This is a genomic window from Streptomyces sp. NPDC087270 (assembly GCF_044744625.1).
Taxonomy (GTDB): Bacteria; Actinomycetota; Actinomycetes; order Streptomycetales; family Streptomycetaceae; genus Actinacidiphila.
The window spans coordinates 282,345-304,575 of sequence record NZ_JBIUYR010000007.1 but is presented as its reverse complement, the minus strand read 5'-3'; the positions used below and the strand labels follow the sequence as shown (position 1 = coordinate 304,575).

Annotated in this window: 17 protein-coding genes; 2 read left to right on the top strand and 15 right to left on the bottom strand. The window is 72.9% G+C overall.

All coding sequences use genetic code 11. The features are described 5' to 3' along the window. Positions 1–111: 111 nt before the first annotated feature. From metK to pyrR, 13 genes are all read right to left on the bottom strand, one after another. Positions 112–1,329: a methionine adenosyltransferase gene (metK, locus tag ACIPAE_RS16940; RefSeq protein WP_329371654.1), complete on the bottom strand. Its 1,218-nt coding sequence runs from the start codon at positions 1,327–1,329 to the stop codon at positions 112–114. A gap of 371 nt (positions 1,330–1,700) precedes the next feature. Further along, positions 1,701–2,924 (bottom strand): bifunctional phosphopantothenoylcysteine decarboxylase/phosphopantothenate--cysteine ligase CoaBC, encoded by a 1,224-nt coding sequence (gene coaBC, locus ACIPAE_RS16935; protein ID WP_402445775.1) that lies wholly within the window; start codon positions 2,922–2,924, stop codon positions 1,701–1,703. Positions 2,925–3,046: 122 nt separating this feature from the next. Then, positions 3,047–3,322, bottom strand: a complete 276-nt coding sequence (rpoZ, locus tag ACIPAE_RS16930; protein WP_103887663.1) for a DNA-directed RNA polymerase subunit omega — start codon at positions 3,320–3,322, stop codon at positions 3,047–3,049. A 90-nt stretch (positions 3,323–3,412) separates the two neighbouring features. Then, a complete protein-coding gene (gene gmk, locus ACIPAE_RS16925; protein WP_329371650.1) occupies positions 3,413–4,036 on the bottom strand; it encodes a guanylate kinase in 624 nt (207 codons plus the stop codon). Positions 4,037–4,144: 108 nt separating this feature from the next. After that, positions 4,145–4,468: an integration host factor, actinobacterial type gene (locus ACIPAE_RS16920; RefSeq protein WP_202232479.1), complete on the bottom strand. Its 324-nt coding sequence runs from the start codon at positions 4,466–4,468 to the stop codon at positions 4,145–4,147. A gap of 257 nt (positions 4,469–4,725) precedes the next feature. Further along, positions 4,726–5,640, bottom strand: a complete 915-nt coding sequence (pyrF, locus tag ACIPAE_RS16915; protein WP_402445771.1) for an orotidine-5'-phosphate decarboxylase — start codon at positions 5,638–5,640, stop codon at positions 4,726–4,728. After that, positions 5,637–6,740 (bottom strand): quinone-dependent dihydroorotate dehydrogenase, encoded by a 1,104-nt coding sequence (locus ACIPAE_RS16910; RefSeq protein WP_329374443.1) that lies wholly within the window; start codon positions 6,738–6,740, stop codon positions 5,637–5,639. Before ACIPAE_RS16910 ends, pyrF begins: the two co-directional genes overlap by 4 nt. 194 nt (positions 6,741–6,934) lie before the next feature. Beyond that, positions 6,935–10,252, bottom strand: coding sequence for a carbamoyl-phosphate synthase large subunit (gene carB, locus ACIPAE_RS16905; RefSeq protein WP_402445767.1), 3,318 nt, complete (start codon positions 10,250–10,252; stop codon positions 6,935–6,937). After that, on the bottom strand, positions 10,245–11,393 hold the full coding sequence (gene carA, locus ACIPAE_RS16900; RefSeq protein ID WP_329371643.1) for a glutamine-hydrolyzing carbamoyl-phosphate synthase small subunit: 1,149 nt from the start codon (positions 11,391–11,393) through the stop codon (positions 10,245–10,247). The genes carB and carA overlap by 8 nt, the downstream gene beginning before the upstream one ends. Next, on the bottom strand, positions 11,390–12,007 hold the full coding sequence (locus tag ACIPAE_RS16895) for a hypothetical protein (protein ID WP_402445764.1): 618 nt from the start codon (positions 12,005–12,007) through the stop codon (positions 11,390–11,392). The genes carA and ACIPAE_RS16895 overlap by 4 nt, the downstream gene beginning before the upstream one ends. Next, the gene (locus ACIPAE_RS16890) at positions 12,004–13,290 is read right to left on the bottom strand and encodes a dihydroorotase (RefSeq protein ID WP_329371639.1); all 1,287 of its coding nucleotides are present in this window, start codon (positions 13,288–13,290) and stop codon (positions 12,004–12,006) included. The genes ACIPAE_RS16895 and ACIPAE_RS16890 overlap by 4 nt, the downstream gene beginning before the upstream one ends. Positions 13,291–13,292: 2 nt before the next feature. Next, positions 13,293–14,330 (bottom strand): aspartate carbamoyltransferase catalytic subunit, encoded by a 1,038-nt coding sequence (locus ACIPAE_RS16885; RefSeq protein WP_366410051.1) that lies wholly within the window; start codon positions 14,328–14,330, stop codon positions 13,293–13,295. 221 nt (positions 14,331–14,551) lie between these two features. Continuing rightward, positions 14,552–15,181, bottom strand: a complete 630-nt coding sequence (gene pyrR / locus ACIPAE_RS16880) for a bifunctional pyr operon transcriptional regulator/uracil phosphoribosyltransferase PyrR (protein ID WP_329371635.1) — start codon at positions 15,179–15,181, stop codon at positions 14,552–14,554. Positions 15,182–15,368: 187 nt separating this feature from the next. Between pyrR and bldD the strand changes: the two genes are divergently transcribed. Beyond that, positions 15,369–15,869, top strand: coding sequence for a transcriptional regulator BldD (gene bldD, locus ACIPAE_RS16875; RefSeq protein ID WP_222964393.1), 501 nt, complete (start codon positions 15,369–15,371; stop codon positions 15,867–15,869). A 236-nt stretch (positions 15,870–16,105) separates the two neighbouring features. Further along, entirely contained in the window at positions 16,106–17,884 is a 1,779-nt protein-coding gene (locus ACIPAE_RS16870) for an Ig-like domain repeat protein (protein ID WP_402445759.1), read from the top strand. Positions 17,885–18,036: 152 nt separating this feature from the next. On the opposite strand, the gene fusA is transcribed toward ACIPAE_RS16870, so the two are convergent. Together fusA and ACIPAE_RS16860 are read right to left on the bottom strand one after the other, a co-directional pair. Next, positions 18,037–20,199: an elongation factor G gene (fusA, locus tag ACIPAE_RS16865; RefSeq protein WP_402445757.1), complete on the bottom strand. Its 2,163-nt coding sequence runs from the start codon at positions 20,197–20,199 to the stop codon at positions 18,037–18,039. Positions 20,200–20,605: 406 nt separating this feature from the next. Beyond that, on the bottom strand, positions 20,606–22,054 hold the full coding sequence (locus ACIPAE_RS16860; protein ID WP_402445755.1) for a pyridoxal phosphate-dependent decarboxylase family protein: 1,449 nt from the start codon (positions 22,052–22,054) through the stop codon (positions 20,606–20,608). Positions 22,055–22,231 lie beyond the last annotated feature (177 nt).

Genomic DNA, 22,231 nt, shown 5'->3' with positions numbered 1-22,231 from the left:
TGCGGCTCCTCCGCGAGGGAAGAGTCGCACCCCCAGGGGCGCGAGGACGTGACGAGCCACCGTCTGCCGCAAGGTCCGGGAACCGTGCTCCAGGGGTGGCGGACGGACCTGTTACAGGCCCACCGCGGCGCGGAGCGCGTCGACCCGGTCGGTCTTCTCCCAGGTGAAGTCGTCCAGCTCGCGGCCGAAGTGGCCGTACGCGGCGGTCTGGGCGTAGATCGGCCGCAGCAGGTCCAGGTCGCGGATGATCGCGGCCGGGCGGAGGTCGAAGACCTCGCCGATGGCCTGCTCGATCTTCTCGACGTCGACGTTGGCGGTGCCGAAGGTCTCGACGAACAGGCCGACCGGCTCGGCCTTGCCGATCGCGTACGCGACCTGGACCTCGCAGCGCGACGCCAGCCGCGCGGCCACCACGTTCTTGGCGACCCAGCGCATCGCGTACGCGGCCGAGCGGTCCACCTTGGACGGGTCCTTGCCCGAGAAGGCGCCGCCGCCGTGCCGGGCCATGCCGCCGTACGTGTCGATGATGATCTTCCGGCCGGTCAGACCCGCGTCGCCCATCGGGCCGCCGATCTCGAACCGCCCGGTCGGGTTGACCAGCAGCCGGTAGCCGTCGGTGTCGAGCTTGATGCCCTCGTCGAGCAGGGCCTTCAGCTCCACCTCCACGACGAACTCGCGGATGTCGGGGGTGAGCAGCGACTCCAGGTCGATGTCGGAGGCGTGCTGCGAGGAGACCACGACGGTGTCCAGCCGGACCGCCTTGTCGCCGTCGTACTCGATGGTGACCTGGGTCTTGCCGTCGGGCCGCAGGTAGGGGATGGTGCCGTTCTTGCGGACCTCGGTGAGCCGCTTGGACAGCCGGTGCGCCAGCGTGATCGGCAGCGGCATCAGCTCGGGCGTCTCGTCGGAGGCGTACCCGAACATCAGGCCCTGGTCGCCCGCGCCCTGCTTGTTCAGCTCGTCCTCGTCGGTCTCGCCGCCCTCGACCCGCTTCTCGTAGGCGGTGTCGACGCCCTGCGCGATGTCCGGCGACTGCGCGCCGATCGACACCGAGACGCCGCACGACGCGCCGTCGAAGCCCTTCTTCGAGGAGTCGTAACCGATCTCGAGGATCTTCCCCCGCACCAGCGAGGCGATGTCCGCGTACGCGGTCGTGGTGACCTCACCGGCGACGTGCACCTGGCCGGTGGTGATCAGCGTCTCGACCGCCACCCGCGAGGACGGGTCGGCGGTCAGCAGGGCATCGAGGATGGTGTCGCTGATCTGGTCAGCGATCTTGTCGGGGTGACCTTCGGTCACGGACTCCGAAGTGAACAGACGGCGGGACACATCGCTCCCTGGGGTTGCAGCGGCTGCTGGCTCAAGCTGGTGGAGTGCACAGGGCTGCGCCCGGCGCTCCGCAGTCAGCTTAGCGTGAGCGTCCCGGGGACGGACCAGGCATCTCGTTCTTTGGATATGCCACAACCTGCGACTCGATGTCCACTCACCGGCCACTCGGCGCCCGTTCGTCAGCCGATCGTGTCGCTTCCGGTGACCGCCGACGACCGCTCCCGGCAGGGCGCCGCGGCCCGTGAGCTGCGCGGTCCGCCCGGCCCGCGCGCAGCCGTGCACGTGCAGGCGGTCCCGGCCGCTGGAACGGACGGGCGCCGGCTCATTTCACCGACTGTTCACGAATCGACCGTTCGCGGTCGGCGGACGGCTCAGTGCTGAGCGCTCTGGGCCAGCCGGGCGGCGACCAGGTCCCACACCTGATCGGCCAGCGCCTCCTTCGGACCGTGCGGCACCGGCGTGGTGCTGCCGTCGGAGCCGAGGATCACCGCTTCGTTGTCGTCGGTGCCGAACGCCTTGCCGCCGCCGACTTCGTTGACGACCAGCAGGTCGCACCCCTTTCGGGTGAGCTTCGCCCGGCCGTTGACCAGCACGTCGTCGGTCTCGGCGGCGAAACCGGCCACGATCTGCCCGGGGCGGGCGCGGTGCGCCGACAGCTCGGCGAGGACGTCAGGGTTGCGGACCAGCTCCACCGGCGCGGGCCCGGCGCCGTCGTCGCTCTTCTTGATCTTGCTGGTGGCGTACGCGGCCGGGCGGAAGTCGGCGACGGCCGCGGCCATCACCACCGCGTCGGCGTCGGCGGCGGCCTTCAGCACGGCCTCGCGCAGCTGCTCGGCGGTGCCCACGGCCACCACGTCGGCGCCCGCGGGGTCGGCCAGCGCCTCGGTGTTGGCGGCCACCAGGGTGACCCGGGCGCCGCGCGCGACCGCGGTACGCGCCAGGGCGTACCCCTGCTTGCCGGAGGAGCGGTTGCCGAGGTAGCGGACGGGGTCGAGCGGTTCGCGGGTGCCGCCGGCGCTGACCACGACGTGGCGGCCGGCGAGGTCCGGCGCGGTCACCCCGCGGGCGAGGACGCGGCGGCAGACCTGGTGGATCTCGTCGGGGTCGGGCAGCCGGCCCTTGCCGGTGTCGACCCCGGTGAGCCGGCCGACGGCCGGCTCGATGACCACCGCGCCGCGGCGGCGCAGCGTGGCGACGTTCTCCCGGGTGGCGGGGTGCTCCCACATCTCGGTGTGCATGGCGGGCGCGAAGACCACCGGGCAGCGGGCGGTGAGCAGGGTATTGGTGAGCAGGTCGTCGGCGAGGCCGTGCGCGGCCTTGGCGAGCAGGTCGGCGGTGGCGGGGGCGACCACGACGAGGTCGGCGTGCTGCCCGATCCGCACGTGCGGGACGCCGTGGACGCCGTCCCAGACCCGGGTGGAGACGGGCTTGCCGGACAGCGCGGCCCAGGTCGCCTCGCCGACGAAGTGCAGTGCCGCGTCGGTGGGCACCACCTGGACGTCGTGCCCGGACTCGGTGAAGCGGCGCAGCAGTTCGCACGCCTTGTACGCGGCGATGCCGCCGCTGACACCCAGTACGACCTGTGGCCTGCTCATGCCCGCTCCGCTCCGTTCCGCCGCGCCGTCACGTTGCCGTGCCCACTCGCTCGCACACCCCATGACACACCACGGGCCCGGCGGTCGCGCCGCCGGGCCCGGGATGTGTGCTGGTGCTCACCTCACTGGGTGGGCGGCGCCTCGACGGCCTCGGAGGTCAGCAGGCCGGCGTTGATCTCGCGCAGCGCGATGGACAGCGGCTTCTCGTGGACGTGGGTGTCCACGAGCGGGCCGACGTACTCCAGCAGGCCCTCGCCGAGCTGGGAGTAGTACGCGTTGATCTGGCGGGCGCGCTTGGCCGCGTAGATCACCAGGCTGTACTTGGAGTCGGTGGCCTCGAGCAGCTCGTCGATCGGCGGGTTGATGATGCCCTCGGGCGTGGTGATGGAAGAGGACACGCTCTACCTACCCCTACTTGTGGAAGGACTTCTGGGCGACGCCCCCGGACCGGGGGCTCGCTGCCGGGTGACCGCGCGGTGCTCGCGAGGTCACCCGATTTCCATCAAGGCTAGCAGCTCACGCGCTACATCCTCGACGGAGGTGTTGACAAGCGTCTCGTCGAACTCGGACTCGGCGGCCAGTTCGACCCTCGCGGCCGCCAGCCGCCGCTCGATCACCTCGGGCGACTCGGTGCCCCGGCCGGTGAGCCGGCGGACCAGTTCGTCCCAGCTCGGCGGGGCGAGGAAGACCAGGTGCGCCTCGGGCATCGAGGTACGCACCAGCCGCGCGCCCTGAAGGTCGATCTCCAGCAGCACCGGCGCACCGGCGGCGAGCCGGTCGAGTACGGCGCGACGCGGAGTCCCGTACCGGTTGCCGGCGAACTCCGCCCACTCCAGCAGTTCGCCGTTGGCGACGAGCTTGTCGAACTCGTCGTCGTCGACGAAGTGGTACTGCACCCCGTCGCGTTCACCGGGGCGAGGTCTGCGGGTGGTGGCGGACACCGAGAGCCATACCTCGGGGTGGGACGCGCGCAGATGGGCGACGACCGTGCTCTTCCCGACCCCTGAGGGGCCGGAGAGCACGGTCAGTCGCGGATGTCTGACCGGGGCGGCCGGGGAAGCCCCCTGCGAGGCGAGGGGCTTGGCCGCCCCCGGTGAGGCTGGAGAACTCATGCAGCGATTATCCCCGGTTCCCGAGAGCGGCGGGACCCGGAGTCATGGCCACGTCCGACGGACAGCGCCGTCCCGCCTGCACGGCGGGCGACATCCGTCGGGCAGGGCCTAGGCGGGGGCGCCGCCGAACTCGCGTTCAAGGGAAGCGATCTGGTTGGAACCCAGGCCACGCACCCGGCGACTCTCGGAGATGCCGAGCCGCTCCATGATCTGCTTGGCGCGGACCTTGCCGACGCCAGGAAGGGACTCAAGGAGGGCGGAGACCTTCATCTTGCCGATGACATCGTTCTCCTGGCCCTGCTTGATGACCTCGTGCAGGCTGGCGCCGGAGTGCTTGAGCCGGTTCTTGACCTCGGCGCGCTCCCGGCGAGCCGCGGCGGCCTTTTCGAGCGCGGCAGCGCGCTGTTCAGGGGTAAGGGGCGGAAGAGCCACGCCTACGTCACCTCGGATGTAGAGCAATCGGATAGGGAGTACGAGCCGACCGGGGGTACCGGTCGACCTGCGGCGCACCTGGGCGGCGCGCTCCTGTCGGAGACTAGCGGTCCCGGCGGCCCAAGTCAGCGAGAACAGATGAAAAGTCCTGGTCAGACTCGATCCAGCGGGATATACGGGACAAACCGGAACAGGTTTCGGCGTCAATGGGCCAGGTTGTTGAAAGCGGCCCTTTTTTTGGCCGTTTCCCGACCCTATTACCCGCCGGTAATACCGCTCGATTCACCCGTGCCGGTCACGGCCTCCCGCACCTGATCCACATAAGCTCGTACCGATTTCAACAAAGCAACCGGGTCGGGACCGTGCCGCAGCACGTCCCGGCTCACGCTCGGCAGCACATTCGGCAGCGCGGCGCCGAAGAGCGCGGGCAGATCGGCCGGGGTCGCGCCCTGGGCGCCGACGCCGGGGGCCAACAGCGGGCCGTTCACCGCGAGGTCCGCGCCCGCCTCGGTGAGCGTCGCCCCGACCACCGCGCCGACCGAACCCAGCGGCCGCACACCGGAGTTCTCCGCCGCGATGGCGTCCAGCATCACCTGCGCCACCGACCGGCCGTCGGCCGCGGTCGCCCGCTGCACCTGCCGGCCCTCCGGGTTGGAGGTCAGCGCGAGGACGAACACGCCCGCGCCCGACGCCGCGGCGGCGTCCAGTGCCGGGCGCAGCGACTCGAAGCCCAGGTACGGGCTGACCGTGAGCGCGTCGCTGAACAGCGGGGAGCCCGGGTCGAGATAGGTGGCCGCGTACGCCGCCATGGTGGAGCCGATGTCGCCGCGCTTGGCGTCCATCAGCACCAGCGCGCCCGCCTCCCGGGCCCGGGCCACCGCCTTCTCCAGCACCGCGACTCCGCGCGAGCCGAACCGCTCGAAGAACGCGGACTGCGGCTTGAACACCGCGGTGTGCTCGCCCAGCGCGTCCACCACGGTCAGCGCGAAGCGCTCCAGGCCGCCCGGGTCGTCGCTCAGGCCCCAGTCGGTCAGCAGCCGCGCGTGCGGGTCGATGCCGACGCACAGCGGGCCCCGGGTGTCCATCGCCCCGCGCAGCCGGGCGCCGAAGGGCTCGGGCTGCCCTGACCCCGGTCCGGGGGCGCCCGCCTGCGGGTTCGTGCTGCCGGTCATGCGGTCACCTTCCGGGACTCCGCGCCGACCGCGTCGGCGAGGGTGGCGTACGGGCTCGCGGCCAGCCGGGCGGCCAGCCCCTTGTGCATGCCGCGCATCCAGAACGGACCGCGGTAGATGAAGGCGGTGTACCCCTGGACCAGGGTGGCGCCGGCGAGGATGCGCTGCCAGGCGTCCTCGGCGTCCTCCACGCCGCCGACGCCGACCAGGGTGACCCGGTCGCCCACGCGGCCGTACAGCCGGCCCAGCACCTCCAGCGAGCGGGCCTTGAGCGGCGCGCCCGACAGGCCGCCGGTCTCCGCGGTCAGCGCCGGGTCCGAGCGCAGCCCGTCCCGGCCGATCGTGGTGTTGGTGGCGATGATGCCGTCCAGGCCCAGCTCCACCGCCAGGTCGGCGACGGCGTCCACGTCCTCGTCGGCGAGGTCGGGGGCGATCTTCACCAGCAGCGGCACCCGGCGGGTGGTGACCGTGCGGTCGGCGGCCTCGCGCACCGCCGTCAGCAGCGGGCGCAGCACCGCGGTGGCCTGGAGGTCGCGCAGGCCCGGGGTGTTCGGCGAGGACACGTTCACCACGAGGTAGTCGGCGTGCGCGGCCAGCCGCTCGGTCGACGTCACGTAGTCCGCGATCGCGTCCTGCTCGGCGACGGCCTTGGTCTTGCCGATGTTGACGCCGACGGTGGTCCGGAAGACCTGCCTGCGCGCGGCGAGCCGGGCGGCCACCGCCGCCGACCCGTCGTTGTTGAAGCCCATCCGGTTGATCAGCGCGCGGTCGGCGACCAGCCGGAACAACCGCTTCTTCGGGTTGCCCGGCTGGGCCTGGCCGGTGACGGTGCCGATCTCCACGTGGCCGAAGCCGAGCATCGCCATCCCGTCGATGGCGACCGCGTTCTTGTCGAAGCCGGCGGCCAGCCCGAACGGGCCGTGCATCCGCAGGCCGAGCGCCTCCGTGCGCAGGCTCTCGTACCGCGGTGCCAGCGCCGCCGCGAGGAACGTCCGCAGCACCGGCACCCGCACGGCCAGCCTGATCCACCGGAAGGCCAGGTGGTGCGCCTTCTCGGCGTCCATCCTGCGGAACACCAGCTCGAAGAACAGCTTGTACATCGTCTCGCCTGTCATCTCGGGGTAGGGCATCGTGCCCCGAAGGGGGGCGCCCCAACGGGGCGCGGGGAACTGCGCGACCAGCCGTCCACCGGCCGTTGGCCCGGGGACACCGCCGCGGGGGCTGGGCCTGCGGGCACGGCGCGCCACGACGACGGGTCGCTCGCGCACCGTTCCCCGCACCCCCGGAGGCGCCCTTACTCCGCCCGGGCCAGCGCCAGCGACGCCGCGTGGTCCTGGAGGGAGCGCACCCCGATGTCGCCACGCGTCAACGCGTCGATGCCCTGGACCGCCGCGGCCAGCGCCTGCACCGTGGTCAGGCACGGGACGCCCCGCGCGACGGCGGCCGTACGGATGTCGTAGCCGTCGAGCCGGCCGCCGGTGCCGAACGGGGTGTTGACGATGAGGTCGACCTCGCCCTCGTGGATGAGGGTGACGACGGTGGGCTCGCCGTCGGGGCCGGTCCCCTCGCTCTGCTTGCGGACCACCCGCGCCTCGATGCCGTTGCGGCGCAGCACTTCCGCGGTGCCGGAGGTGGCCAGCAGCTCGAAGCCGTGCTCGATCAGCGCCCGCGCCGGGAAGATCAGCGCCCGCTTGTCGCGGTTGGCGACCGAGATGAACGCCCGGCCCTTGGTGGGCAGCGCGCCGTACGCGCCGGCCTGCGACTTGGCGTAGGCGGTGCCGAAGACCGCGTCGATGCCCATCACCTCGCCGGTGGAGCGCATCTCCGGGCCGAGGATGGTGTCCACCCCGCGGCCCTGGACGTCGCGGAAGCGGCTCCAGGGCAGCACGGCCTCCTTGACGGAGATCGGCGCGTCCAGCGGCAGGGTGCCGCCGTCGCCGGTGGCGGGCAGCAGCCCCTCGGCGCGCAGTTCGGCCACGGTCGCGCCGAGCGAGATCCGCGCGGCGGCCTTGGCGAGCGGCACGGCGGTCGCCTTGGAGGTGAAGGGCACGGTGCGCGAGGCGCGGGGGTTGGCCTCCAGCACGTAGAGGATGTCCCCGGCCAGCGCGAACTGGATGTTGATCAGGCCGCGCACCCCGACACCGGCGGCGATCGCCTCGGTGGAGGCGCGCAGCCGCTTGATGTCGTGGCCGCCGAGGGTGATCGGCGGCAGCGCGCACGCGGAGTCGCCGGAGTGGATGCCGGCCTCCTCGATGTGCTCCATGACGCCGCCGAGGTACAGCTCGTGGCCGTCGTAGAGCGCGTCGACGTCGATCTCGATGGCGTCGTCGAGGAACCGGTCGACCAGCACCGGGCGGGTCGGGCTGATCTCGGTGGACTCGGCGATGTACGCCGCCAGCCGCGTCTCGTCGTAGACGATCTCCATGCCGCGCCCGCCCAGCACGTAGGAGGGGCGGACCAGGACCGGGTAGCCGATCTCGTCGGCGATGGCCTTGGCGCCGGGGAAGGAGGTGGCGGTGCCGTGCTTGGGCGCGGGCAGGGCCGCCTCGGCGAGCACCCGGCCGAACGCGCCGCGGTCCTCGGCGAGGTGGATCGCCTCGGGCGAGGTGCCGACGACCGGCACGCCGTTGTCCTTCAGGGCCTGTGCCAGGCCGAGCGGGGTCTGCCCGCCGAGCTGGACGATCACGCCCGCGACCGGTCCCGCGAGGGTCTCGGCGTGCACGATCTCCAGCACGTCCTCCAAGGTGAGCGGCTCGAAGTAGAGCCGGTCGGAGGTGTCGTAGTCGGTGGAGACGGTCTCCGGGTTGCAGTTGACCATCACGGTCTCGTACCCGGCGTCGTGCAGCGCGAAGGAGGCGTGCACGCAGGAGTAGTCGAACTCGATGCCCTGGCCGATCCGGTTGGGCCCGGAGCCGAGGATGATCACCGCGGGCTTCTCGCGCGGCGCGACCTCGGACTCCTCGTCGTAGGAGGAGTAGAAGTACGGCGTGCGGGCGGCGAACTCGGCGGCGCAGGTGTCGACGGTCTTGTAGACCGGGCGGATGCCGAGGGTGTGCCGGACCTCGCGTACGACGTCCTCGCGCAGGCCGCGGATGGCGGCGATCTGGGCGTCGGAGAAGCCGTGCCGCTTGGCGTCGGCGAGCAGGTCCGGGTCGAGCCGGTCGGCGGCGGCCAGCTCGTCGGCGTGCTCCTTGATCAGGAAGAGCTGGTCGACGAACCACGGGTCGATCTTCGTGGCGTCGAAGACCTCCTGGGCGGTGGCGCCGGCCCGGATCGCGGCCATCACGGTGTTGATCCGGCCGTCGGTGGGCACGCCGGCCGTCTCCAGCAGGGCGTCCTTCGCGGCCGGGTCGACCGGGCTCGCGAAGTCGAACTGCGAGCCCTTCTTCTCCAGCGAGCGCAGCGCCTTGTTCAGCGCCTCGGTGAAGTTGCGGCCGATCGCCATCGCCTCGCCCACCGACTTCATGGTGGTGGTGAGCGCGGCGTCGGCGGCCGGGAACTTCTCGAAGGCGAACCGCGGCACCTTCACCACCACGTAGTCCAGGGTGGGTTCGAAGGACGCCGGGGTCTGCTCGGTGATGTCGTTGGGGATCTCGTCGAGCGTGTAGCCGACGGCGAGCCGGGCGGCGATCTTCGCGATCGGGAAGCCGGTGGCCTTGGAGGCGAGCGCGGAGGAGCGGGAGACCCGGGGGTTCATCTCGATCACGATGACCCGGCCGTCCGCGGGGTTCACCGCGAACTGGATGTTGCAGCCGCCGGTGTCGACGCCGACCTCGCGGATCACCGCGATGCCGATGTCGCGCAGGATCTGGTACTCGCGGTCGGTGAGCGTCATCGCGGGCGCGACGGTGATGGAGTCGCCGGTGTGCACGCCCATCGGGTCGAAGTTCTCGATGGAGCAGACGACCACCACGTTGTCGTGCTTGTCGCGCATCAGCTCCAGTTCGTACTCCTTCCAGCCGAGGATGGACTCCTCCAGGAGCACCTCGGTGGTCGGCGACAGCGTCAGGCCCTGGCCGGCGATCCGGCGCAGTTCCGTCTCGTCGTGGGCGAAGCCGGAGCCGGCGCCGCCCATGGTGAAGGAGGGCCGGACCACGACCGGGTAGCCGCCGAGGGTGTCGACGCCGGCCAGCACGTCGTCCATGGTGTGGCAGATCACCGAGCGGGCGGACTCGCCGTGCCCGATCTTCTCCCGGACCGCCTCGACCACGCCCTTGAACAGTTCGCGGTCCTCGCCCTTGTGGATGGCCTCGACGTTGGCGCCGATCAGCTCCACGTCGTGCTTGGCCAGCGCGCCGCTCTCGTGCAGCGCGATCGCGGTGTTCAGCGCGGTCTGGCCGCCGAGGGTGGGCAGCAGCGCGTCGGGGCGCTCCTTGGCGATGATCTTCTCGACGTACTCGGGGGTGATCGGCTCGACGTAGGTGGCGTCGGCGATCTCCGGGTCGGTCATGATCGTGGCGGGGTTGGAGTTGACCAGGATCACCCGCAGGCCCTCGGCCTTGAGCACCCGGCACGCCTGCGTGCCGGAGTAGTCGAACTCCGCGGCCTGGCCGATGACGATCGGGCCGGAGCCGATGACCAGGACGGACTGGATATCGGTGCGCTTAGGCACGCTGGCCCTCCTTCAGAACTGTGTCCATCAAAGACGTGAAGCGGTCGAACAGGTACGCGGCGTCGTGCGGGCCCGCGGCCGCCTCCGGGTGGTACTGGACGCTGAAGGCCGGCTTGTCGAGCAGCCGCAGCCCCTCCACCACGTTGTCGTTGAGGCAGACGTGGCTGACCTCGGCGCGCCCGTAGGGGGTGTCGCTGATCCGGTCGAGCGGGGCGTCGACGGCGAAGCCGTGGTTGTGCGCGGTGACCTCGACCTTGCCGGTGGAACGGTCCTGCACCGGCTGGTTGATGCCGCGGTGGCCGTACTTGAGCTTGTAGGTGCCGAAGCCCAGCGCGCGGCCGAGGAGCTGGTTGCCGAAGCAGATCCCGAACAGCGGGGTGCCGCGCTCCAGGACCGCCTGGATGACGGTGAGGTCGGCGGTGGCGGGGTCGCCGGGGCCGTTGGACAGGAACACCCCGTCGGGCGCGGTCGCGTAGACCTCCTCGACGGTGGCGCTCGCGGGCAGCACGTGCACCTCGATGCCGCGCTCGGCCATGCGGTGCGGGGTCATGCCCTTGATGCCGAGGTCGAGGGCGGCAACGGTGAAGCGCTTGGTGCCGATCGCGGGCACGGTGTACGCCTCGGTGGTGGCGACCTCGGCGGACAGGTCGGCGCCGGCCATCTCGGGGGCCTGCCGGACCCGGGCCAGCAGGGTGCCGTCGTCGGACAGCGCGTCGCCGGAGAAGATGCCGACCCGCATGGCGCCGCGCTCGCGCAGGTGGCGGGTGAGCGCGCGGGTGTCGATGCCGCTGATGCCGACCACGCCCTGCGCGGTCAGCTCCTCGTCGAGGGTGCGGCGGGAGCGCCAGTTGGACGGGACGCGGGCGGGGTCGCGCACCACGTATCCGGCCACCCAGATCCGGCGGGACTCGGGGTCCTCGTCGTTGACGCCGGTGTTGCCGACGTGCGGGGCGGTCATGACGACGACCTGGCGGTGGTACGAGGGGTCGGTCAGGGTCTCCTGGTAGCCGGTCATGCCGGTGGAGAACACGGCCTCGCCGAAGGTCTCCCCCACGGCCCCGTAGGCGCGGCCGCGGAAGATGCGGCCGTCCTCCAGGACGAGTACGGCGGGCGCGGTGGCCGCCCGGGTGGAGGTCGTCATCGTGCGCCTTCCTTTTCGGTCTTCTCGGTGCTGAATGCCACGGCGCGTTCGCCGCTCAGCTCGGTGATGGCCTCGGCCCACGCCGGGTGCTGCGCGGCGTGCTCGGAGCGGAAGCCGGAGTCGATGAGGGTGCCGCCGTGCTCCCAGGTGACGACGAGCAGGCCGCCCTCGGGCAGCACCTTGCCGGCGATGGCCTGGTCGAGCCGGGCGCCGCGCAGGGCGGCGGTCGGCACCAGGAAGCCGGGTGCGCCGGTGCGCTCGACCAGCAGGCCGCGCGCGGTCAGGGTGAGCCGGGCCCTGCTGCGTACGCCGAGGCCGTGCGCGACGATCCGGTCCAGCCACTGCCCGGCGGTGGTGGAGCCGTGGTAGCGGCCGTCCATCACCAGCAGCGGCTCGCCCAGCTCGGCCGGGTCCTCGGGGGCGGCCGGCAGCTCGGGCAGGCCGCCTTGGAGGGTGCGGCGCCACTGCCAGCCCTGCCGCATCAGCCAGTAGACCAGGCCGATCACCAGGACGAGCCCGATGATCCAGCCGAGCCGGTCCGACCAGTGGGTGACCTTCGCGGAGTGCTTGCCGCCCTCGGCGGCGGTGGCCGCCAGCGCTGTCAGAGTCGTCACGTGAGCTTCCCGTCCATGACCGTGGCGTGGCCCCGCAGGAAGGTCGCGATGACCCGGCCGGGCAGCTCGCGGCCCTGGTAGGGGGTGTTGCGGCTGCGGGAGGCGAAGTCCGCGGGGTTGACGGTCCCACGGTATGCCGGGTCGAGCAGGACCAGGTTCGCGGGCTCGCCGACGGCGATCGGCCGGCCGTGCCCCACCAACCGCCCGATCGCGGCAGGCCGGGTCGACATCCGGTCCGCGACCCCGGCCCAGTCCAGCAGCCCGGTGTCGACCATGGTGTGCTGCACCACCGACAGCGCGGTCTCCAGCCCCACCATCCCCATCGCGGCCGCGGACCACTCGCAGTCCTTGTCCTCGTGCGGATGCGGGGCGTGGTCGGTGGCGACGCAGTCGATGGTGCCGTCGGCCAGCGCCTCCCGCAGCGCCACCACATCCGCCTCGGTCCGCAACGGCGGGTTCACCTTGTAGACCGGGTCGTAGGTACGCGCCAGCTCGTCGGTGAGCAGCAGGTGGTGCGGGGTGACCTCGGCGGTGACGTCCCAGCCCTTGGACTTCGCCCACCGCACGATCTCCACCGACCCGGCCGTCGACAGGTGGCAGATGTGCACCCGCGAGCCGACGTGCGCGGCCAGCAGCACATCCCGGGCGATGATCGACTCCTCCGCGACCGCCGGCCACCCGGTCAGGCCCAACTCACCCGAGACGATGCCCTCGTTCATCTGCGCGCCCTCGGTCAGCCGCGGCTCCTGCGCGTGCTGCGCCACGACCCCGTCGAACGCCTTCACGTACTCCAGCGCGCGGCGCATGATCACCGCGTCGTCCACGCACTTCCCGTCGTCGGAGAAGACCCGCACACCGGCCGCGGAGTCGGCCATCGCCCCCAGTTCGGCGAGCTTCCTGCCCTCCAGCCCGACGGTGACCGCGCCCACCGGCTGCACATCGCAGTACCCGGACTCCTTGCCGAGCCGCCACACCTGCTCCACCACACCGGCGGTGTCGGCGACCGGGAAGGTGTTCGCCATCGCGTGCACCGCCGTGTACCCGCCGACAGCCGCCGCGCGGGTACCGGTGAGCACCGTCTCGGAGTCCTCACGGCCCGGCTCCCGCAGGTGCGTGTGCAGGTCGACCAGGCCGGGCAGCAGGATACGGCCCTCGCCCTCGACGAAGTCGGCGCCCTCCGCGGTGAGGTCGGTGCCGACCGCGACGACGGTCCCCGCGTCGATCAGGACGTCCCGGGCCTCGCCGCCGAGCAGCCGAGCACCGCGGATCAGGATCTTGCTCATGGTTACTTGCTCTCCTCGGTACGGGCGGCTTCGGTGGGGCGGGGGGCGTCGGTGGGCCGGGCCGGCTCGGCGGTCTCGGCGGTCTCGGTACGGGCCGGGGCGATCGCCGGCTCGGAGCCGCCGAGCAGCAGGTAGAGCACGGCCATCCGCGTGCTGACGCCGTTGGCGACCTGCTCGACGGCGGTGCAGCGGGGCGAGTCGGCGACCTCGGCGGTGATCTCCATGCCGCGGTTCATCGGGCCGGGGTGCATGACGATGGCGTGCTCCGGCAGGGCCGCCATCCGCAGCCCGTCCAGGCCGTAGCGGCGGGCGTACTCGCGCTCGGTGGGGAAGAACGCGGCGTTCATCCGCTCGCGCTGCACCCGCAGCATCATCACCGCGTCGGACTTGGCGAGCACCGCGTCCAGGTCGTAGGAGACCCGGCAGGGCCATGTCTCGACGCCGATCGGCAGCAGCGTCGGCGGGGCGACGAGGGTGACCTCGGCGCCCAGGGTGGTGAGCAGCAGCACGTTGGAGCGGGCCACCCGGCTGTGCAGCACGTCACCGACGATGGTGATCCGGCGCCCGTCGAGGTCGCGGCCGACGCCTGACAGGTGGCGGCGCATGGTCAGCGCGTCGAGCAGCGCCTGGGTGGGGTGCTCGTGGGTGCCGTCGCCCGCGTTGACCACCGAGGAGTTGATCCAGCCGGAGGTGGCCAGCCGGTGCGGGGCGCCGGAGAAGTGGTGGCGGATGACGACCGCGTCGGCGCCCATCGCCTCCAGCGTGAGCGCGGTGTCCTTCAGGGACTCGCCCTTGGAGACCGAGGAGCCCTTGGCGGAGAAGTTGATGACGTCGGCGGACAGCCGCTTGGCGGCGGCCTCGAAGGAGATACGGGTGCGGGTCGAGTCCTCGAAGAAGAGGTTCACGACGGTGCGGCCGCGCAGGGTGGGCAGCTTCTTGATCGGCCGGTCGGCGACGCGGGCCATCTCCTCGGCGGTGTCGAGTACGAGGATGGCGTCGTCGCGGGTGAGGTCGGCGGCCGAGATCAGGTGGCGCTTCATGCGGACAGACTCCGGGGGCTGGGCGGCGGGACCGGGCGGGTGCGGTGGGGGTTCGCACCCGGGCGGCCGGCCGGGCGTGCGGGCTCGGGCGGTGCGGGCGGTGACGGGGGCGCGTGGCGCGTCGCAGGGCGCGCCGGGCGCGCGCCGGCCAGGCGTTCGGCCCGGCCGGGGCGCGAGGGCGCCAGGGCCCCCGTGCGGGGGCCTGGTGCGGGGTGGGTGCGCTAACCGTCCGCGGAGTGGCCCGCGCGCGGGCCGGGGTCCTTCTGGCCGAGCAGCACGCTGTCGCGGCCGTCCTCCTCCGCGAGCAGCACCTTGACGGTCTCGCGCAGCGAGGTGGGGAGGTTCTTGCCGACGTAGTCCGCGCGGATCGGCAGCTCGCGGTGGCCGCGGTCGACCAGGACGGCGAGCTGGACCGCGCGGGGGCGGCCGATGTCGCCGAGCGCGTCGAGCGCGGCGCGGATGGTGCGGCCGGAGAAGAGCACGTCGTCGACGAGGACGACGAGGCGTCCGTCGACGCCGTCGCCGGGGATGTCGGTGCGGGCGAGCGCGCGCGGCGGGTGCAGCCGCAGGTCGTCGCGGTACATGGTGATGTCCAGCGAGCCGACGGCGGTGGCCCGGCCGGTGATCTCGGCGAGCTTGTCCGCGAGCCGGCGGGCGAGGAAGACCCCGCGGGTGGGGATGCCGAGGAGCACCACGTCGTCGGCGCCCTTGGCGCGTTCGACGATCTCGTGGGCGATGCGGGTGAGCACCCGGGCGATGTCGGGGCCTTCGAGCACGGGGCGGGCGGCGCCCTGGGCCCGGGCGTGCGCGCCGAGCGTGGTGCTCGCGCTGGTACTGCGGTCGTCGACCATGGGTCGGGGACCTCCTTCCCCGCCTCACGGGACGGGTCTTAAAGGACGTCTGGGGGTACGCCGTCCACCGTATCAGGCGACCGGGACGGCCCAGGTCAGGCACCGGTCGGCGGCTTTCCGCTTGACGAGCCCGGATTACGCTGCGTAACCTCACAGTGAGTCACCGAGTTTCCGTCCGGGGAGCCATATGTCCAGCGATTACGCCAAGCAGCTCGGAGCCAAACTCCGGGCCATCCGCACGCAGCAGGGGCTGTCCCTGCACGGCGTCGAGGAGAAGTCCCAGGGCCGCTGGAAGGCAGTGGTCGTGGGGTCCTACGAGCGCGGCGACCGTGCCGTGACCGTCCAGCGCCTCGCCGAGCTCGCCGATTTCTACGGCGTCCCGGTGCAGGAGCTGCTGCCGGGCACCACGCCCGGTGGCGCCGCCGAGCCGCCGCCGAAGCTGGTGCTCGACCTGGAGCGGCTGTCCCAGGTCCCGCCGGAGAAGGCCGGCCCGCTGCAGCGCTACGCGGCCACCATCCAGAGCCAGCGCGGCGACTACAACGGGAAGGTGCTGTCCATCCGCCAGGATGACCTGCGCACTCTCGCGGTCATCTACGACCAGTCGCCCTCGGTGCTGACCGAGCAGCTGATCTCGTGGGGCGTCCTCGACGCGGACGCCCGCCGCGCGGTGCAGCACGACGAGGGCTGACCGCTCTCGCGGCAGCTCTGCTGCAGAAACGTCCCCTCGCCCGGGGCGGCGCCCTGTCATGGGCCGCCGCCCCGGGCGAGTCGTATGTCCGGGCGACGCCACGTAGCCCGAACGCCCATCGGCGCACACCATTTCCCCACACCGCCTCCATCCCGCTGTTACATTTCAACAGGCCCTGAGTCATGGGCCGTTGTTTGCGCCCAGTTGGTAAAGCGAAGTCCTTGTGGGGGGAACTCTTGACCAGACGCAGCCATGCCCTTTTCCGGCGCAGCGGGAGGCTGGTGGCGGCGCTCGCGCTCGGCGGCTCCCTGCTCGCCACCGCCGTCCCGGCCGCGCAGGCGTCCGCGGAGCCGGGTGAGCCGAACGACGTCGCGGTGAAACTGCCGACCGCCTCGTACTCGCGGATGCTGGTGGACCAGGCACGCGGGCGCGTGTACGTGACCACCGGCAGCGGGGTGAACGCGGCCACCGCCGAGTTGCTCGTGTACGACTTCGACGGAAACCTGTTGAAGACCGTCAACATCGGCAGCTCGATGTTCGTCGCGAGCGCCATGATGCTCTCCGCCGACGGCAGCATCCTCTATCTCACCGCCGCCAGCGACGTGCTGATCTTCAACGCCGACACCCTCGCCCTCACGGGCAACGGCTGGGTGCGACACGACTTCTTCCAGGGCGAGTGCCCCGGTGACATCGGCACCGCCGGGGGCAAGTTGTGGTTCACCCGCATGACCAGCCAGGCCTATCCGAAGGACTGCACCACCGAGCCCCAGGCGCTCAACTCCGGCCGCTTCGACGGCGGCGGGGGTTTCGTCCGGGGGGTGTTCACCTACGTCGACGCGAAGTTCGCCACCTCGCCGGGCATTCCGGACCGGCTCGTCGAGACCTTCGCGAGCAACGGCACGCCGAAGCTGTACGTCGGGCTCTACGACGCGACCACCACCGGTCCCCAGCAACTGGCCCTGCGGTCGTACACCGCGGCCACCGACCCCTCGGCGCTGCCGCGGGACGTCGCGATCAGCCCGGACGGCGCGGTCACCGCGGTCGCCGCCGGCACCGCCGGGACCAAGGTGCTGTCCACCACCGACCTCTCCGACGCCTCGCCCGGCTACGGTCCGCTGCCCGCGGGCACCAGCTCCACCGCGGTCGCGTTCAGCCCCGACGGCTCGCTCGTCGCCCGCGGCGGCGCCGTCGACGGCGCCGCGGCCGACCTGCTGGTCCAAGGTGCCGACCCCGCCCAGGGCGACACGCCCCGGCAGTACGCCTTCACCGACGGTGCGGACGGCGGCGACCGGATCGCCGACCGCGGTCTGGCCTTCAGCGCGGACGGCTCACGGCTCTTCGCGATGACCACCGACGCCGCCGGGGACGCGTTCTGGCTGCACGTCATCACCAACCCGGACGCACGCTGGCACTCCGCCTTCGACGGCCCGCTGACCGTCCAGCCCGACCACCCCTACGCGGGCGGGTCCGTCCGGATCGCCGGGAAGCTGCGGCTGGACGGGCCGGCGCCGTCCGACCCGGTGCGGGTGACCGCGGTGCGCCACGACGCCGACGGCGACCACACCGTGCCGTCCGCGACGGTTGGCGCGGACGGCACCTTCACCGTGGCCGACACCCCGTCGACCACCGGAACGGCCGTCTACACCGTCTCCTTCGCCGGCGACGCGGCACACGATCCCGCCCCGGACGCGACCGTGAGCGTGGATGTCGCCAAGGCGCCCACACAGCTGGCGCTCGACCCGCCCGGCACCGCGACTGCCGACGGCGTGGACCTGCACGGCACCCTGAGCAGCAGCGGGGCGACGCTGCCCGCCGGCACGGTCGTCAACGTCCAGCGGCTGACGAGCAAGGGCGCCATCGACCTGCCGGACACGGCCGTCGCCGCCGACGGCAGCTTCACCGTCCACGACGTGCCGCCGGCCGCCGCGGGGAACGTGCTGTACACGGTCGTCTACGCCGGCGACGCCCTGCACGAGGGCTCCGCGGACTGGGTCACGCTCAAGATCACGAGCTGACCGGGAAGGGCGCCTGGCAGACCGGCCGGAGGCGCGAGCCGGGTGGTGCGGGCTGGGTGGCGCGAGCCGGGTGGTGCGGGCTGGGTGGCGCGAGCCGGGTGGTGCGGGCCGTATCGGTCCGCACCACCCGGCAGGTCCGGCTCCCCGCGGGGCTACCGCGTGCCGTCCGCGCCGGTCGCCCCGGCCGGGGCCGGGGCGTAACCGACCGGTCGGGTGGTGAAGGTGCCGCGGCCCTGGGTGCGGCTGCGCAGCCGGGTGGCGTAGCCGAAGAGCTCGACCAGGGGCACCGTGGCGGTGACCACGGTGCTGCCCGCGCGGGCGGTGGAACCGGTGACGCGGCCACGACGGGCGGCGAGGTCGCCGAGCACGCCGCCGACGGCGTCGTCCGGAACCGTGGCCGTGACCTCGACCACCGGTTCCAGCAGCACCATCGCGGATGCCCGCAGCGCCTCGCGCAGCGCGAACCGGCCCGCCGTGCGGAACGCCATCTCCGAGGAGTCCTTGGAGTGGGTCGCCCCGTCGGTGAGCGTGACCCGCACGCCCGTCACCGGGTGCCCGCCGATCGGGCCCTCGGCGAGCGCGTCACGGCAGCCGTCCTCGACCGCGCGCACGTACTCCCGCGGCACCCGCCCGCCGACCACCGTCGAGTCGAACGCGAACACCTCCGCCGTACGCTCCGCACCCGCGCCTCCTTCCGCGCCTGCTTCCGCGCCTGCTTCCGTGGACTGCGCGCCGGGCCGCAGCGGCTCGACGTCGATGACGACATGGGCGAACTGCCCCGCGCCGCCGTCCTGTTTGACGTGCCGGTAGACCAGGCCGGTCACGCCGCGGGCGACCGTCTCGCGGTAGGCGACCTGCGGCCTGCCGACGGCGATCTCCAGCCCCTGGGCGCGGCGGATCTTCTCCACCGCCACCTCCAGGTGCAGCTCCCCCATCCCCGACAGCACGGTCTGCCCGGTCTCCGGGTCGGTCCGCACCGCCAGCGAGGGGTCCTCCTCCACCAGCCGGGCCAGCGCGGTGACCAGCCGGTCGGTGTCGGTGTTGCGGCGCGCCTCGACGGCGACGGAGACCACCGGATCAGCCGCGGAGGGCGGTTCGAGCACCAGCGGGTCCGAGGCCGCGCACAAGGTCGCCCCGGCGCGCGCGGACTTCACCCCGACCACGGCCACGATGTCACCGGCCACCGCCTGGTCCAGCTCGGTGTGCCGGTCGGCCCGCATCCGCAGGATGCGCCCGACCCGCTCGGTGCGCCCCGCGCCCGCGTCCAGCACCGTGTCCCCCTTCCGCAACGTGCCCGAGTACACCCGTACGAAGGTCAGCCGACCGGTCGCGGTCGAGTTCACCTTGAACACCAGCCCGGCGAACGGCGCTCGCGGGTCGGCCGCGCGCTCCCGGGTACGGTCCTGCCCGGCCGCGAGCCCGCGCCCGGTGGCGGTGCCGCGCACCGGCGGCACGTCCAGCGGCGACGGCAGGTAGGCCACGGCAGCGTCGAGCAGCGGCTCCACCCCGCGGTTGCGGTACGCGGAACCGCACAGCACCACGACGGCCTCGCCGCTGCGGGTGAGGTCGCGCAGTGCCGCGACGAGCGTCGCGTCGCGCACCGCGGAGTGCGCGCAGAACTCCTCCAGCGCGGCCGGGTGCAGTTCGGCGACCGTCTCCTCCAGCAGCCGGCGCCGCCGCCGGGCCTCGTCCAGCAGCCCGCCTGGCACCTCGCCGTCGGCCATGTCGCCGCCGTCGCTCCAGGTCAGCGCGCGCATCGCGACCAGGTCCAGCACGCCGGTGAAGCCGTCCTCGCGCCCGATCGGGAGCTGGACCACCAGCGGCACCGGGTGCAGGCGCCGCCGGATCGACTCCACCGCGGAGTCGAGGTCGGCGCCGGCCCGGTCGAGCTTGTTGACGAACGCGATCCGGGGCACACCGTGCCGGTCGGCCTGCCGCCACACCGACTCGCTCTGCGGCTCCACGCCGGCGACCGCGTCGAACACCGCGATCGCGCCGTCCAGCACCCGCAGCGAGCGCTCGACCTCGTCGGCGAAGTCGACGTGCCCGGGGGTGTCGATCAGGTTGATCCGGTGGCCGGCCCAGTCGCAACTGGCCGCGGCGGCGAAGATGGTGATGCCGCGGTCGCGCTCCTGCGGGTCGAAGTCGGTGACGGTCGTGCCGTCGTGCACCTCGCCGCGCTTGTGGGTGGCGCCGGTGAGGTAGAGGAACCGCTCGGTGACGGTGGTCTTGCCCGCGTCGACGTGGGCGAGGATGCCCAGGTTGCGTACGGTGGCGAGCGGGTCGGCGGTGCGTGGGACGGGGTTGCTGCGCATGGCCGTCGGGCCTTTCGGGACTGATCCTGGTCAGGGCAGCGCGATATCGCGGCCGAAGCAGCCGACATGGCCGAGCCGCGCCCCGACAGCCGTAGGGCCGTTGGGGGTTGGGGCTCGGTTGGTGCGAACGTCAGGCTGTCGTCGCGGACTTCCGGTGCCGGGCGCGCAGCGGGCACCGGGCGGACGTGGACACGAGGAGCACCTGGTGCCCGGTCGGGGGAACGACGGCTGCGGTGCGGTGGCGCACGGCGGGCTCCCCTCTCATGTCCTGCGACGGATACGTCAACGGCCGCGCCCGGCAAGGCTGTTGCCGAGCGACCGGGTCGACCCTAGCGAAGCCCACCCGCCGCGGCACCCGGTTTTCCGCCCGGTTCCCGCCTCGCTCCGGGAGCCCCGCCGGGCGGGTTCAGCCCACGTAGAGGCGGGAGATGACCTCGGGCAGGAGGCGTTCGGTCAGCGCGGGCGGTAGGGCCTGGAGCACCGCGAGGACCGGGGCCATCCGGGCGGGCAGCACCCCGTCGGCGCCGATGCCGGCGGCGGCCAGCGCGAGGCCGGCCTCCTGCGGGCTCAATGCCTCCGGGTCCAGGGTGCCGGCCAGCTCGACCAGCGCCGGATCGACCTCGGGCGGCCCGAGTTCGCGGGCGCGCCCCACCGCGGCGCCGAGTTCGGTGAGCAGTTCGTCGATGCGCTCGGGGTCGGCGACGGCCGCCGTCACGGTCAGGTGCAGGTTCGCCGGGGAGTTCGCGAACGCGGGCTGCGGCTGGAGGTACCAGCCGCGCAGCCGCATCTCGTCGCCGACCACGAACGGGTCCACCGCCGCCTCGGTGGAGGCGACCGCCACCAGCGAGGCGTCCGGTTCGCCCAGCACCCGCAGGCCCTCGATCCGCCGCACCCCGTCGGCGAGCCGGCGGGTCGCGGCGTGCACCCGGCGGGCGAGGTCCACGTACCCTTCGGTGCCGACGTGCCGCAGCACCGCCCAGGCGGCGGCGAGCGGACCGGCGGACTTGGTGCCCTGGAGGGTCGCGTTGACCACCGGGTAGCCGGGCCAGGACGCGTGCGCGAACCACCCGTGCCGCCGTAGCTCCGCGTCGCGGAAGAGCAGCACCGACGCGCCCTTCGGGGTGTACGCGTACTTGTGCAGGTCGACGGAGAGCGAGGTGACGCCCGGCACCGCGAGGTCGAACGGCGGCGGCGCGGGCAGCTCCGCGGCCAGCCGCCGGTGCCCCAGGTACCAGCCGCCGATACAGGCGTCCACATGGCACAGCACGCCCCGCGCGGCCGCCACCGCGGCCACCTCCGGCACCGGGTCGACCACCCCGTGCGGGTACGACGGCGCGGACACCACCACCAGCGCCGTCCGCTCGGTGAGGGCCGCCGCCACCTCCTCGGCCCGCACCCGGTACGAGTCCGGGTCCACCCCCACGGTCACCACGCTCAGGCCGAACAGGTGCGCCGCCTTGTGGAAGGCCGCGTGCGCGGTCGCCGGCAGCACGATCTCCGGCGCGGTCACCCCCCTTGTGCGGCGGGCGTGTTCACGTGCCGTGAGCACCGCCAGCAGGCAGCTCTCGGTGCCGCCGCTGGTGAAGGTGCCCGCGGTGCCGCTGTCCCGGCCGCCGCCGAGCAGCGCCGCGGCCCGCGCCACCACCTCGTTCTCCAGCGTCACCACGCTGGGGAAGACGGTCATGTCCAGGCCGTTGACACCGGTGAGGGCGGAGTGCGCCCGCTCGGCGATCCCGACCAGTTCCGGCAGCCCCGCGTCGTACACGTACGCCATCGTCCGGCCGCCGCGCACCGGCAGGTCCTCCGCCCGCAGCTCGGCCAACCGGGTGAGTATGTCCGCGCCCTGATCGTCCATGCGGAGACCCTACGGCCCCGCGACCGTCGGGTCAGCCCGTCACGGAATTCCCCGCGCTGCCTGGTCGGTGGCCCTCTTTCCGGGAAAGGAGCCGCGCGTACACAGGGGCGCGGGGAACTCCCCCAGAGGGGGTACCCCCAGCGGCGAGCCACCGCGGACCGCGAGGTCCCGCAGCTT

What these genes read in the sequence shown, in the direction of transcription:
- coaBC (WP_402445775.1), bottom strand. Translation starts at nt 2,924, where the DNA reads ATGAGCAGGCCACAGGTCGTACTGGGTGTCAGCGGCGGCATCGCCGCG.
- gmk (WP_329371650.1), bottom strand. Translation starts at nt 4,036, where the DNA reads ATGAGTTCTCCAGCCTCACCGGGGGCGGCCAAGCCCCTCGCCTCGCAG.
- pyrF (WP_402445771.1), bottom strand. Translation starts at nt 5,640, where the DNA reads ATGACCGGCAGCACGAACCCGCAGGCGGGCGCCCCCGGACCGGGGTCA.
- ACIPAE_RS16910 (WP_329374443.1), bottom strand. Translation starts at nt 6,740, where the DNA reads ATGTACAAGCTGTTCTTCGAGCTGGTGTTCCGCAGGATGGACGCCGAG.
- carA (WP_329371643.1), bottom strand. Translation starts at nt 11,393, where the DNA reads ATGACGACCTCCACCCGGGCGGCCACCGCGCCCGCCGTACTCGTCCTG.
- ACIPAE_RS16890 (WP_329371639.1), bottom strand. Translation starts at nt 13,290, where the DNA reads ATGAGCAAGATCCTGATCCGCGGTGCTCGGCTGCTCGGCGGCGAGGCC.
- ACIPAE_RS16885 (WP_366410051.1), bottom strand. Translation starts at nt 14,330, where the DNA reads ATGAAGCGCCACCTGATCTCGGCCGCCGACCTCACCCGCGACGACGCC.
- pyrR (WP_329371635.1), bottom strand. Translation starts at nt 15,181, where the DNA reads ATGGTCGACGACCGCAGTACCAGCGCGAGCACCACGCTCGGCGCGCAC.
- bldD (WP_222964393.1), top strand. Translation starts at nt 15,369, where the DNA reads ATGTCCAGCGATTACGCCAAGCAGCTCGGAGCCAAACTCCGGGCCATC.
- fusA (WP_402445757.1), bottom strand. Translation starts at nt 20,199, where the DNA reads ATGCGCAGCAACCCCGTCCCACGCACCGCCGACCCGCTCGCCACCGTA.
- ACIPAE_RS16860 (WP_402445755.1), bottom strand. Translation starts at nt 22,054, where the DNA reads ATGGACGATCAGGGCGCGGACATACTCACCCGGTTGGCCGAGCTGCGG.